The organism is Williamsia sp. R60 (genome assembly GCF_054063855.1).
Genome location: NZ_JBSSGR010000004.1, coordinates 94614 through 107490, shown reverse-complemented (window position 1 = coordinate 107490; position 12877 = coordinate 94614). Strand labels below are relative to the sequence as shown.

Sequence of the window (12877 nt, the reverse complement as noted above, 5' to 3'; positions counted from 1 at the left end):
GTGAAAACCACATGAGTGGGGACCGAGCACCCGAACTGATCATCTGGCAGTCGACGCCCGCGAGGGCTCGACAACCTCTGTCAGTATCCCACACAACTGTGGCCCGGCGGTCCAGACCTCCGACATCGCCGGCACACAGGCCGACAGCGAGTCCGATCAGCCGAGGTCAGGGAACCAGAGACCGATTTCGCGCTCGGCCGAATCGGGCGAGTCCGACCCGTGGACAAGATTGAACTGGGTGCTGAGCGCATAGTCCCCGCGGATCGTCCCGGGAACGGCCTTCTCGACCGGATCGGTTCCGCCGGCGATCTGCCGGAAGGCAGCCACGGCGCGCGGGCCCTCGAGCACTGCCGCGACCAGGGGGCCCGACGTGATGAATTCGAGCAGCGAAGGATAGAAGGGCTTGCCCTCGTGCTCCGCGTAGTGTCCCGCAGCGACGTCGTCGCTGACGGTCTTGAGTTCCAGAGCCACCAGGGTCAAGCCCTTGCGCTCGATGCGGCCGATGATGTCGCCGACCAGGCCGCGCTTCACACCGTCGGGCTTGATGAGTACCAGAGTCCGTTCAGTCACCCGGTCAGCCTAGCCCGCCGGTCGAGGGCACTGCCCTACGGCTGGCAGTACGCGCCGTCGACTCCGAAGAACCCGTAGCTGAACACGCCACCCGTGGTGGGCGCCGGATCGATGACCACCTGGATACAGCCGCCCGGCGACGCAAGCGCCTCTTGTACCGCGACGTCGAAACGCGCGGCCAGTGCCAGGTTCGCCAGCTTGTACTCGGCGGGCACCGGGAGCGACGCCACGAACTCCGGCAGGTCCATGTCCGCGGCCCGCTGAGTCAGAGCATGGGTCGCGGTGTAACTGAACTGACTGCCACCCACCGGCATGGGTGGGCCCGCGACAGCCGATGCCGAGCCCGCACCGAGTGCAGTCCCCGCGACGATGCAGGCGGCGCCGGCTGCGAGTACGGCAGGAACGGATGCGAGACGAGACATAAAAGATGGGCCTTTCGACGGTTACGTGTGTGTGCGATCTTGTCAGCGTCGATGGCTCCACGGAACCCGAAATGCGAGTTTTCAGGTCACGTTCCGGCAACAACAAAAATCGTTACCGGACAACACGATTTGACCTGCGTCAGTCGGTGATCGGCTCTTGCCCGTTCAGCAAGCCGCGTTCCATTCGAAGACGAACGTCCCGCTTGATGTAGGCGATGTACAACCACACCAGCAGGAACACCACACCGACGGCCCCGATGGACCAGTGGACGATCCACCCGGCCACGGTGATCACTTGCAGCGCAAGGTCATACGGAAGCGCCCAGCTTCTGCCCTGCAGCCCCGAACCCAGGATGAGAGCGAGCGTCAGCACACCGAGATACACAGCCGACCACGCCGTCAGTCCACCGCCGACCCGGACGACGATCGGAAATGCCAGCATCACCACTATTGCTTCCAGGATGAGCGTTCCGGCCATCACACCCCGTAGACCACGCCACGGATCGACCGTCGGCGGCGTGAATCGCGCTGGTGGGTCAGGGTTTTGAGGGCTCATGCCGGGTCCTTGCCGAAGAGGGTGCGAGCAGCGCCCGCCGTCACCACCGAGCCGGTGATCACCACGCCGGTTCCCGACATGCCCTCGGCCTCGTCGAGGTTCTCCTCGGCCAGTTCGATGGCGGTCTCGACCGCATCGGGCAGGAAGCCGCGAACCTGAACCCGATCCTCGCCGAAGATAGTGATGGCCACGTCGGCCAGTTGTTCCGGGTCCATCGCCCGCGGGGAACCGTTGTGGGTGAGCACGATGGCGTCGAACACCGGCTCGAAAGCGGCGAGTAATCCTGCGACGTCCTTGTCCGCCATCACGCTGATGACGCCGATCAGCCGCCGGAAGTCGAATTCTTCGTCCAATGCCGCCGCGAGCGCAGCGGCACCGTGCGGGTTGTGCGCCGCATCGAGGAAGACAGTCGGCGCCGAACGAACCCGTTCCAACCGTCCGGGACTGGTGACTGCGGCAAAGCCGGCGCGCACCGCCTCGATGTCGAGTTGCCGGTCCGCACCGGCGCCGAAGAAGGCCTCGACCGCCGCGAGTGCGAGCGCCGCGTTCGACGCCTGATGGGCTCCGTGCAGCGGCAGGAACAGTTCGGAGTATTCGCCGCCGAGGCCCTGCAGTGTGAGCATCTGTCCGCCCACCGCGGTCCGGCGTTCGAGGACTGCGAACTCCGAGCCCTCACGGGCCACGAAGTTGTCGGCCTCGACCGCGGCGCGCAGGAGCACGTCGGCCACCTCGGGCTGCTGGACGGCGAGCACGGTCACCGGGTCGGTCGGCACCAGTGCATCCGGGGCTTTCTTGATGATCCCGGCCTTCTCCCCCGCGATGGCCGTGAGGGTGTCACCCAGATAGTCACTGTGGTCCATCGCGATCGGGGTGATCACGGCCACCGAAGCGTTGATCACGTTGGTGGCATCCCACCTGCCGCCCATGCCTGTCTCGACCACCGCGACATCCACCGGCGCCTCGGCGAAGGCTGTGTAGGCCATCGCGGTGAGGACCTCGAACTTGCTCATCCGCGGGCCGTCGGCCGCGAGCGACCGATCGTCGATCATGTCGATGTAGGGCTCGAGTTCTCGGTAGGTGTCCACGTAGACACGCGGTGAGATCGGCTCCCCATCGATGGAGATGCGTTCGGTGGCCAACTGCAGGTGCGGACTGGTGATGCGGCCGGTACGCCGATGGAGAGCGGTGAGCAGCGCGTCGATCATCCTCGTGACCGAGGTCTTCCCGTTCGTTCCGGCCACGTGGATCGCCGGATAGCCGTGTTGCGGCGACCCGAGCAGATCCATCAGAGCGGAGATCCTGGCCAAGCTCGGTTCGATCTTCGTCTCGGGCCAGCGGGTGTCGAGCTGCGCCTCCACCTCACCGAGTTCGGCGAGGTCCTCCGCGGTCGGCACCTGGGGGCCCGTCACGACCGCGAATCCAGTTCGGCCAGTTTGGCCTTGATGCGGACGATCTCTTCTTCGGCCACCTGCGCCCGGGTCTCGATCTTCGCCTTCACGTGGTCGGGCGCCTTGGCCATGAACTGCTCGTTGGCCAGCTTCGCGGTGGTGGTGGCCAGCTCCTTCTCCGCTGCGGCCAACTCCTTCTCCAGACGACGCTTCTCCGCAGCCACATCGATCGTGCCGGAGGTGTCGATCTGCACCGTGACCGTCGTCGCCCGCAGTCGCACCTCGATGGTCGCGGTCGCCGCGAAGCCCGGCTCCGCTCTGCTCAGTCGTGCCAGTGAGTCGATGTAGTCGCGTTGTGCGACGAGGTCTGCGGGTTCGAGTCCGATCAGTTCGGCCGCGACTCGCTGCGACGGCTTAAGTCCCTGGTCGCTACGGAACCGGCGGATCTCGGTGATCAGTCGCTGGGTGTCCTCGATGCGGTGGTGTGCGTCGCGATCGACCGGTTCACCTGATGCGGTGGGCCAGTCGGCTATGACCACGGATTCGCCGCCGGTCAAGGTCTGCCACAGGACCTCGGTGACGAACGGCATCACCGGATGCAGCATTCGCAGCAGAGAATCGAGCACGGTTCCGAGAACGATCTTTGTTGTGGCCGAGACGGTTTCGTCTTCGCGAGCGAATTGCACCTTGGCCAGTTCGAGGTACCAGTCGCACACCTCGTCCCAGGCGAAGTGGTACAGCGCCTCACAGGCCTTGGAGAACTCGTAGGCCTCGAAACCCGCGTCCGCCTCGGCATGCACCTCGTCGAGCCGCCCGAGAATCCACCGATCTGCGTCGGTCAGATCTGCACGCGGCGGCAGCTCCCCGACCTTCGCCCCGTTCATCAACGCGAACTTGGTGGCGTTGAACAACTTGGTGGCGAAGTTGCGCGAGGACTGCGCGAGATCGTCGCCGACGGACAGGTCGCCGCCGGGGTTCGCACCTCGAGCGAGTGTGAACCGCAGTGCATCGGCACCGTATTGGTTCACCCAGTCCAGCGGGTCGATCCCGTTGCCCTTGGACTTCGACATCTTGCTGCCGTGCTCATCGCGAACGAGGCCGTGCAAAAAGACGTTCCGGAACGGGACCGGAGCGTCCGCGCCGATCTGCTCGCCGATGGCCCCGGCGACGTACGTACCGAACATCATCATCCGGGCGACCCAGAAGAACAGGATGTCGTACCCGGTGACCAGCACGGACGTGGGATAGAACTTGGCCAGCTCGGCGCTCTCCTCGGGCCACCCCATGGTGGAGAAGGGCCACAGTCCGGACGAGAACCAGGTGTCGAGGACGTCGTTGTCCTGCACGTACCCTTCCGGCGCCGACTCCCCTGGGCCCACGCACACCATGTCGCCGTCCGGGCCGTACCAGACCGGGATCCGATGCCCCCACCACAGCTGGCGCGAGATGCACCAGTCGTGCATGTCATCGACCCATGCGAACCAGCGCGGTTCGAGCGAAGCAGGGTGGATCACCGTGTCGCCGTTGCGTACCGCGTCGCCGGCTGCCTTGGCCAGCGACTCCACCCGCACCCACCACTGCATGCTCAGACGCGGCTCGATTGGTTCGCCGCTTCGTTCGGAGTGACCGACGCTGTGCAGATAAGGGCGCACCTCCTTGACGATGCGACCCTGTTCGGCCAGCACCTCACGGACCTTGACCCGTGCCTCGGCGCGATCGAGGCCGTCGAATTGCGTTCCGGTACCCGCGACTCGACCCGACTCGTCCATCATCGTCGGCATCGGCAGGTTGTGTCGCGCTCCGAGTGCGAAGTCGTTCGGGTCATGCGCGGGCGTGATCTTGACTGCGCCACTTCCGAATTCGGGATCGACATAGTCGTCCGCGACAACCGGGATGCGGCGATCGACAAATGGGTGGTCCAGTTCGGTGCCGACCAGGTGTTTGTAACGCTCGTCGTCCGGATGCACCGCGATCGCGGTGTCACCGAGCATGGTCTCCATTCGCGTGGTCGCCACGACGATGTGGGGCTCGTTGTCGTCGAGGGAGCCGTACCTGAAGCTGACGAGCTCGCCTTCGACGTCGGAGTACTTCACCTCGATGTCGCTGATCGCGGTCTGCAACACGGGCGACCAGTTCACGAGTCGCTCGGCGCGGTAGATCAAACCCTCGTCGAACATCTTCTTGAACACGGTCTGCACGGCCCGGGACAGTCCGTCGTCCATGGTGAAACGTTCACGGCTCCAGTCAACGCCGTCGCCGAGACTGCGCATCTGGGCACCGATCGCGCCGCCGGATTCTGCCTTCCACTTCCACACCCGGTCGATGAACTCGTCACGCCCGATGTCGTTCTTGTCGATGCCCTGCCCCGTCAGCTGACGCTCGACCAGGGTCTGCGTCGCGATACCGGCATGGTCCATACCCGGGAGCCAGAGCACCTCGTATCCCTGCATCCGCCGACGACGGCACATGGCGTCCATCAGGACGTGGTCGAGGGCGTGTCCCATGTGCAGCGAACCGGTCACGTTCGGTGGCGGCAGGACGATGGAGAACGGCGGCTTGTCGCTGGACGGGTCCGCGGTGAAGTATCCGGCCTCTACCCAGTTCCGGTACAGCCGTCCCTCGTGTACGCCGGGGTCCCAGGTCTTGGGCAGGGCTTCGGGAGTGCTGTCGGAGTGCTGGGACGATTCGGTCACCGGCCAATTCTAGGCAGTCGGTGGTGAAGAGACGAAAGTGCAGGTCTCCTGCTCAGGGAACACGCAATCGGTGCAGGTCTTCGGGGGCGTTGACGTTGGTCAACCATGTCGGATCGCTCAGCGTCACCCGGTTGATTCGCAGAGCGTCCACTGCGGCCAGCATCCGGCGTTCGCCACCCTGCACCAACTCGTCCAGCGTGGCCGCCGCACGGGTGCGGTACACCCCGGCCAGTGGGTGAGCCCGCTGCGAGTCGACGGCGATGGCGGCATCATCGGCGTCGGTGAGCCCGCGCAGCAGTTCATCGACCATCTCAGCGGTGACAAGGGGCATGTCGGTGGCGCAGACGAAGACGATGTCGCGGCCACGTTCGGCGGCTGCGGCCAATCCGGTGGCGAGACCACCGAGCGGGCCGGCGCCTTCGGCCTCACCGGTCACCCATGTGACGTCCACGGAGCTGCTGTCAGCGGTGCCGTCGACACCGTCGTGGCCGGCCCGCAAGCCCTGATAGGCGGGCGAGCCCTCCGGGGCCAGCACCAGAACCGGGTCGCATCGCTCCCCCACGATCCGGGTGATCCGGCCGAGCATCGATTCGCCGTTCCATTCCAGTGCCGCCTTGTCGCTGCCCATCCGCTTGGATGCGCCACCGGCCAGGACAACTGCGCCTACTCGCTCATGCTCCATGGAGACAGTTAACGCGAGCACGGGGGCGCGTGGGCGAAAACGGGAGCACAGGGTGATGATGGTCGTCATGGGACGAGTGACCAGTCGTACGCGGGTCCGCCGGATCCGGCCGGGCAACACCGATTCGCGGGCCGACTCGCTCGCGGTCGAGGAACCCCTCGAGATTCGTGTTGGCGGAGAAGCGCTCTCGGTCACGATGCGCACACCTGGGTCCGACATCGACCTCACACACGGCTTCCTGATGACCGAGGGACTCATCGACGGCGCGGACGACATCAGCGCCATCCGATATTGCGACGGCGTCGACGACCAAGGCCGCAACACCTACAACGTGCTCGACGTCAGCCTGCGCGACGACCGGCCGCTTCCCGCGGGTTCGACGCGAAATTTCTACACCACCTCATCGTGCGGTGTGTGCGGAAAGGCATCCCTCGACGCTGTTCGACTGGCATCCAACTACCGGCTGGAGGACGATCCCTCGACCGTGGACGTCGACACGCTCTTCACCATGCCAGAGCAGTTGAGGTCGCTGCAGAAGACGTTCGACGCGACCGGCGGAGTACACGGAGCCGCGCTGTTCACCACCGACGGCGAACTTCTCGCGGTTCGCGAAGACGTAGGTCGCCACAACGCCGTCGACAAGGTGATCGGATGGGCTGTGACACAACGATTGCTGCCACTGCGGGCAACGGTGCTGATGGTGTCCGGCCGCGCGTCTTTCGAGCTCGCGCAGAAAGCCGTCATGGCCGGGGTACCGATACTCGCGGCGGTGTCCGCGCCATCGTCACTGGCGGTGGATCTGGGCAACGACAACGACCTGACGATCGTCGGATTCCTCCGCGGAGAATCGATGAACGTGTACTCGGCCGGTCACCGAGTTCTCGAATAGCCCAGCGGCTCAGGCGCTCTTGTCGCGCCGTTCGTCGCGCCGCGGCTTGCGGGGAACGATGGTGGGAAGAACGTTGTCGCGCACGGTTTCTCCCGTGACAACTACCTTCGCGACATCATCGCGGCTCGGGATGTCGTACATCACCGGGAGCAGGACCTCTTCCATGATGGCCCGAAGACCACGAGCACCGGTGCCACGGTGGATCGCCTGATCCGCGATGGCCTCGAGCGCTTCCTCGGTGAACTCGAGTTCCACGCCGTCCATGTCGAAGAGTCGCGCGTACTGCTTGACGAGCGCGTTCTTCGGCTGCGACAGGATGCTGACGAGGGATTCCTTGTCGAGGTTGGTCACCGATGCGATCACCGGCAGTCGGCCGATGAACTCGGGGATCAGGCCGAACTTGATCAGATCCTCGGGCATGACCTCGGCGAAGTGGTCAGCACTGTCGTCGTCGTTCTTGGCGACCTCCGTGCCGAATCCGATGCCGCGCTTACCGATTCGATCCGACACGATCTTGTCGAGTCCGGCGAATGCGCCGGCCACGATAAAGAGCACGTTTGTGGTGTCGATCTGGATGAACTCTTGATGGGGGTGCTTGCGGCCGCCCTGCGGAGGTACCGAGGCCTGCGTGCCCTCGAGGATCTTGAGCAATGCCTGCTGCACGCCTTCACCCGAGACGTCCCGCGTGATCGACGGGTTCTCGCTCTTGCGGGCGATCTTGTCGACCTCATCGATGTAGATGATGCCGGTCTCGGCCCGCTTGACGTCGTAGTCGGCCGCCTGGATGAGCTTGAGCAGGATGTTCTCGACATCCTCGCCCACGTAGCCGGCCTCGGTGAGCGCCGTGGCGTCGGCGATGGCGAACGGAACGTTCAGCATCTTCGCCAGGGTCTGCGCGAGGTAGGTCTTTCCACAGCCCGTCGGACCGAGCATCAGGATGTTCGACTTCGCGAGCTCCACGGGCTCCATGCCGCGCGAGTCCTTGCGGTCGCCGGCCTGGATGCGCTTGTAGTGGTTGTAGACCGCGACGGCCAGGGTGCGCTTGGCGGTGTCCTGACCGATGACGTAGTTCTCCAGGAAATCCCGGATCTCCATGGGCTTGGGGAGTTCGTCGAGTTTGACATCGCTGGTCTCGGCCAGCTCTTCCTCGATGATCTCGTTGCACAGGTCGATGCACTCATCGCAGATGTACACACCGGGTCCAGCGATCAGCTTCTTGACCTGTTTTTGGCTCTTTCCGCAGAAAGAACATTTCAGCAGATCGCCACCATCTCCGATACGTGCCATCTGTTGCTGTACCTACTTCCCTTACCCTGATGCTCCAAAGACGTGAAGTCCGGTGGTCCGCCCCAGCCCATGCGGAGCACAGTAACCACGACCGTACCCGTACGTCGGCGGAACTTCGACCGATAAAGCCAAATGTCGCGGGCCTTTTTGCCTGCCCACGACCGCTCTTGCCCGCCGCCGAGGACGGCGGGCCGAGCGCGGCGTTACTTCTTTCCTGACTTCTTCCGGTACTCGAAGACCTCGTCGATGATCCCGTACTCTTTGGCCGCTTGCGCGGTCAGGATGTTGTCGCGGTCGGTGTCCTTACGGATCTTGTCCGCCGGCTGCCCGGTGTGTTCGGCGAGGATGTCGTCGAGCCGCTTACGGATCCGCTCGATCTCGGCCGCCTGGATCTCGAGGTCGGACACCTGGCCCTGGTATGCACCGCCGGTGCGGGGCTGGTGGATCAGAACGGTGGCGTTGGGCAGCGCCGCACGCTTACCCGGTGTTCCGGCGGCCAGGACGATGGCCGCGGCCGATGCCGCCTCGCCGAGGCAGACGGTCGCGATGTCGCAGTGCACGTACTGCATGGTGTCGTAGATGGCCAGCATCGCCGGCACGCTGCCGCCGGGCGAATTGACGTACATGATGATGTCGCGGTCAGGGTCCTGCGACTCGAGCACCAGCAGCTGGGCCATGATGTCGTTGGCAACCGTCTCGTCGATCGGCGTGCCCAGGAACACGATTCGCTCTTCGAAGAGCTTGGCGTAGGGGTTGTACTCGCGAGCGCCGTTCGGCGTGTGCTCGATGAACGAGGGCAGGATGTACCGCGACTGGGGTGAAAGATTGTTCATGGTTCTCATTACTTTCCGATGAGGTTGCGACGGGCCGGAGACGAAGCGGAGCGGAGCTCGACCATGGAAGTGGTCAGGCGCGCGTGATCACGTGATCGACCAGCCCGTATTCCTTGGCCTGCTCGGCGGTGAACCACTTGTCGCGATCGGCGTCTGCTTCGATCTGTTCCAGTGTCTGACCGGAGAACTCGGCGTTGAGCTTGTTCATCTCTTTCTTGGTGAGCGCGAACTGCTCGGCCTGGATCGCGATGTCCGCCGCTGTTCCGCCGATTCCGGCCGACGGCTGGTGCATCATGATCCGCGCATGCGGGAGAGCGTGACGTTTACCCTTGGTGCCCGCGGCGAGCAGGAACTGGCCCATCGAGGCCGCCATACCCATCGCGTAGGTGGAGATGTCACACGGGGCGAGCTGCATGGTGTCGAAGATCGCCATGCCTGCAGTCACCGATCCGCCCGGCGAGTTGATGTACAGGTTGATGTCCTTGGTCGGATCCTCGGCCGAGAGCAGCAGGATCTGCGCGCACAAACGGTTGGCGATATCGTCGTCGACCTGGGTGCCCAGGAAGATGATGCGCTCACGGAGCAGACGCTCGAACACCGAGTCGGTCAGATTCAGTCCGGCCACACCTGAACTCGCGGTTGCTCCGGAGAGCGCGGGCGTGTGGATCTTCGGCTCAGTCACGGTACCTACCTTCGACGTCCCGGAAAGACTTCCGGGGTTTTCGTTCAACGGACTCACAGTCATTTGATTGCTGTCTTCGACCCTAACGAATAGGGACGACGCCGATGGCCCGGCGTCGCCCCTATTCGCTGACAGCAGAAATTGTGCTGGCGTTTTACCAGCTACGACTCATCGGATGCCGACGTGTCGGCGTCCTCGTCGGACGTCGGCACACCGAAGAACTCTTCGGTGTCGACGGTCTCGCCCTCGGTGTCCTTGACGGTCACCAGGTGCACGATCGACGACAGCGCCTTGCTCCGGCGGACCTCGGCGTACACCGCGCCCACCTGATTGGCCTGCTGCAGCTGCTGCGCGAACTCCGCCGGCTGCATGCCGTAGCGCTGCGCCTGGAACATGATCTGCTGCATCAGCTCGTCCTGGCCGACCTCGGTGTCCTGCTGGTCGGCGATGGCGTCGAGCAACAGCTGGGTCTTGACCGACTTCTCGGCCGCCTCGCGTGTCTCGGCCTCGAACTTCTCGCGGGTGGTGCCCTGCGCCTCGAGCAGTTGCTCGAACGCCGCCTCGTCATGTCCGAGGCTGTGCACCACCTGGTGAACCTGTCCGTCGACCTCGGCGGTGACGACTGCCTCCGGAAGGGGGATCTCGACCGACTCTGTCAGTTTGGCGACTAGCGCCTCGCTGATCGCGTTGGCCTGCTCCATCTTCTTCGACCGTGCGACACGCTCACGCAGATCCGCCTTCAGCTCGTCCACGGTGTCGAACTCGCTCGCCAACTGGGCGAACTCGTCGTCGACCTCGGGCAGCTCGCGTTCCTTGACGGTGAGGACCTTGACGGTGACCTCGGCCTGATCGCCGCTGTGCTCACCGGCGACCAGAGTGCTGGTGAAGGTCTTCTCTTCGCCGGCCTTCAGACCGATGAGGGCCTCGTCGAGTCCGTCGATGAGCTCACCGGAGCCCACCTCGTGCGACAGACCGCTCGTGGCTGCCTCTTCGACCTCTTTGCCGTCGATCGTGGCGGAGAGGTCGATCGACACGAAGTCGCCGTCGGCGACGGGCCGGTCCACACCGGTCAGGGTGCCGAAACGAGCGCGCAGGGACTGCAACTGCTCATCCACAGCCTCGTCGTCGACCTTGACCGGTTCGACCTCGACCTCGAGGGTCGAGTAGTCGGGCAGATCGATGTCCGGGCGCACGTCGACCTCGGCGGTGAACGTGATGCTCTCGCCGTACGCGAGTTCGGAGAGGTCGATCTCGGGCTGACCGATCGCCTTGATCTCCGTCTCGGCGACGGCCTCGCTGTACTTGCCCGGGATCGCCTCGTTGACGACCTGGGCGAGCACTGCGTCGCGGCCGACTCGGGCCTCGATCAGTTTGGCCGGGGCCTTGCCGGGCCGGAATCCGGGGATCCGGATGTCGCGGGCCAGCGTCTTGTAGGTGCGGGCGAAATCCGGTTCGAGTTCCGCGAACGGGACCTCGACGTTGAGTTTGACCCGCGTCGGGCTGATCTGCTCGACGGTGCTCTTCACTTGACTCCCTTGTCTTGCCTTCTCACGTGAGTCGGGATGACAGGATTCGAACCTGCGACCCTCCGCTCCCAAAGCGGATGCGCTACCAAGCTGCGCCACATCCCGTGTAGGTCCGTCCGCAGGGGTCTGTCACCGCCTGCGGAACCGAACGCAAATACTACGTGCCGTGTCGGTCTCCACCTAAACCGGTGATGGCGGCGAGGCGATTTTCGATCCGCGGGCCGGAGGCGGTACAGTCCTTTTCGCAGACGACGACGGTGGCGATCCCGCCGAAATCGTGTGCACGCGGGTGTAGCTCAATGGTAGAGCCCTAGTCTTCCAAACTAGCTACGCGGGTTCGATTCCCGTCACCCGCTCCACCCTCGGAAGCCCTGGTCAGCACGTTGCTGACGAGGGCTTCTGTCGTTCGAGCGCCAGGTTTGGCGAACGCGCCGCCGCCGCCGCGTGGTCGAGGCCCGCGTGAGTGCAAGTGAGGCACGGCACATTCACTTGTGCCACACCGGTAGACACGCGCCACAACTAGGCCTTTTGCGTTTGGCTGGCCGTCCTACGCGTGCAACTATTAATCCGCGCTTTCGGGGAGCGTATAAGCCTGTCGCCGAAGTTAGGGTCCAACTAGTGTCGACCAGTAAGTTCGCCTCCGGGCGCAGCGTCATCCGCCTCCTGACCGCCGTTGTCGGCGTGATCGTCATGGCGCTGATGATTCCGGCCACCGCAATCGCGCAGCCGGCTCCGACCATTCCGGGCCTACCCGGCGTGCCGCTGCCGACCATTCCGGGCATCTACACTCCCGCTCCGCAGCCGCCCGCGCCGGAACCGATCCCGGAACCCGCGCCCGCGCCGCCCGCAGAGCCTGCTCCCCCGGTCGCCACCCAAACCGGTTGGGTCGCCCTCGCCGACGACGCCACGCACGAACTCACCGTCTGGCACGACGGCAAGGTCGTACGCAAGATGCCGATCTCGATGGGTTCGAACGAGAACCCGACACCGAACGGCACCTACTACACCAAGGAGAAGTACCGGGACATGTACATGGACTCGTCCACGTACGGCGTTCCGGTCGACTCCCCCAACGGCTACCGCACCTACGTCGAGTGGGCGATCCGCATGTCGTGGGACGGCATCTTCATCCACGGCGCGCCATGGTCGGTCGCTCAGCAGGGCAACACCAACGTGAGCCACGGCTGCATCAACCTGAGTCCGGAAAATGCGCAGTTCGTGTACGAGAACTTCCCCGAGGGCACCCCGATCGTGGTGCAGGGCACCATCGGCGGACAGTACGTCCCCGGCAGCTAGACCTTTCTGATTCCGACAAACCGGCGCCGAAAACATTCTCGGCGCCGGTTTTG

General features: G+C 64.5%; 12 protein-coding genes and 2 tRNA genes. 3 read left to right on the top strand and 11 right to left on the bottom strand.

What is annotated here, in order from left to right:
• Nucleotides 1–156 precede the first annotated feature (156 nt).
• From ndk to mobA, 6 genes are all read right to left on the bottom strand, one after another.
• Nucleotides 157–570: a nucleoside-diphosphate kinase gene (gene ndk / locus ACVWY6_RS19420; RefSeq protein ID WP_030163720.1), complete on the bottom strand. Its 414-nt coding sequence runs from the start codon at nucleotides 568–570 to the stop codon at nucleotides 157–159.
• Nucleotides 571–605: 35 nt separating this feature from the next.
• Nucleotides 606–992, bottom strand: coding sequence for a hypothetical protein (locus tag ACVWY6_RS19415; protein WP_457540335.1), 387 nt, complete (start codon nucleotides 990–992; stop codon nucleotides 606–608).
• A 139-nt stretch (nucleotides 993–1131) separates the two neighbouring features.
• Nucleotides 1132–1548 (bottom strand): DUF4233 domain-containing protein, encoded by a 417-nt coding sequence (locus ACVWY6_RS19410; protein WP_030163723.1) that lies wholly within the window; start codon nucleotides 1546–1548, stop codon nucleotides 1132–1134.
• Nucleotides 1545–2957, bottom strand: a complete 1413-nt coding sequence (gene folC / locus ACVWY6_RS19405; protein ID WP_030163724.1) for a bifunctional tetrahydrofolate synthase/dihydrofolate synthase — start codon at nucleotides 2955–2957, stop codon at nucleotides 1545–1547. Before folC ends, ACVWY6_RS19410 begins: the two co-directional genes overlap by 4 nt.
• A complete protein-coding gene (locus tag ACVWY6_RS19400) occupies nucleotides 2954–5629 on the bottom strand; it encodes a valine--tRNA ligase (RefSeq protein WP_457540332.1) in 2676 nt (891 codons plus the stop codon). Before ACVWY6_RS19400 ends, folC begins: the two co-directional genes overlap by 4 nt.
• A gap of 52 nt (nucleotides 5630–5681) precedes the next feature.
• Nucleotides 5682–6311, bottom strand: coding sequence for a molybdenum cofactor guanylyltransferase (mobA, locus tag ACVWY6_RS19395; RefSeq protein ID WP_457541150.1), 630 nt, complete (start codon nucleotides 6309–6311; stop codon nucleotides 5682–5684).
• A gap of 67 nt (nucleotides 6312–6378) precedes the next feature.
• Here mobA and fdhD point away from each other — a divergent pair, with 67 nt between their 5' ends.
• A complete protein-coding gene (gene fdhD, locus ACVWY6_RS19390; RefSeq protein WP_062797696.1) occupies nucleotides 6379–7200 on the top strand; it encodes a formate dehydrogenase accessory sulfurtransferase FdhD in 822 nt (273 codons plus the stop codon).
• Between the two features lie 9 nt (nucleotides 7201–7209).
• Here the strand turns inward: fdhD and clpX are convergent, their stop codons facing one another.
• The 5 genes from clpX to ACVWY6_RS19365 all read right to left on the bottom strand — a co-directional run bounded on the left by clpX (nucleotide 7210) and on the right by ACVWY6_RS19365 (nucleotide 11633).
• Nucleotides 7210–8487, bottom strand: coding sequence for an ATP-dependent Clp protease ATP-binding subunit ClpX (gene clpX, locus ACVWY6_RS19385; protein WP_023960401.1), 1278 nt, complete (start codon nucleotides 8485–8487; stop codon nucleotides 7210–7212).
• A gap of 203 nt (nucleotides 8488–8690) precedes the next feature.
• Entirely contained in the window at nucleotides 8691–9320 is a 630-nt protein-coding gene (locus ACVWY6_RS19380) for an ATP-dependent Clp protease proteolytic subunit (protein WP_023960403.1), read from the bottom strand.
• Between the two features lie 73 nt (nucleotides 9321–9393).
• The gene (locus tag ACVWY6_RS19375) at nucleotides 9394–10002 is read right to left on the bottom strand and encodes an ATP-dependent Clp protease proteolytic subunit (RefSeq protein WP_023960405.1); all 609 of its coding nucleotides are present in this window, start codon (nucleotides 10000–10002) and stop codon (nucleotides 9394–9396) included.
• A 161-nt stretch (nucleotides 10003–10163) separates the two neighbouring features.
• Nucleotides 10164–11528 carry a trigger factor gene (tig, locus tag ACVWY6_RS19370; protein WP_030163732.1) on the bottom strand — a complete coding sequence of 455 codons (1365 nt, stop codon included), beginning with the start codon at nucleotides 11526–11528 and terminating at the stop codon, nucleotides 10164–10166.
• 31 nt (nucleotides 11529–11559) lie between these two features.
• A tRNA-Pro gene (locus ACVWY6_RS19365) sits at nucleotides 11560–11633 on the bottom strand.
• A gap of 180 nt (nucleotides 11634–11813) precedes the next feature.
• Here ACVWY6_RS19365 and ACVWY6_RS19360 point away from each other — a divergent pair.
• Together ACVWY6_RS19360 and ACVWY6_RS19355 are read left to right on the top strand one after the other, a co-directional pair.
• Nucleotides 11814–11887 (top strand) — tRNA-Gly (locus tag ACVWY6_RS19360).
• 259 nt (nucleotides 11888–12146) lie between these two features.
• Nucleotides 12147–12824 (top strand): L,D-transpeptidase, encoded by a 678-nt coding sequence (locus tag ACVWY6_RS19355; RefSeq protein WP_457540328.1) that lies wholly within the window; start codon nucleotides 12147–12149, stop codon nucleotides 12822–12824.
• The last annotated feature ends 53 nt before the right edge of the window (nucleotides 12825–12877 follow it).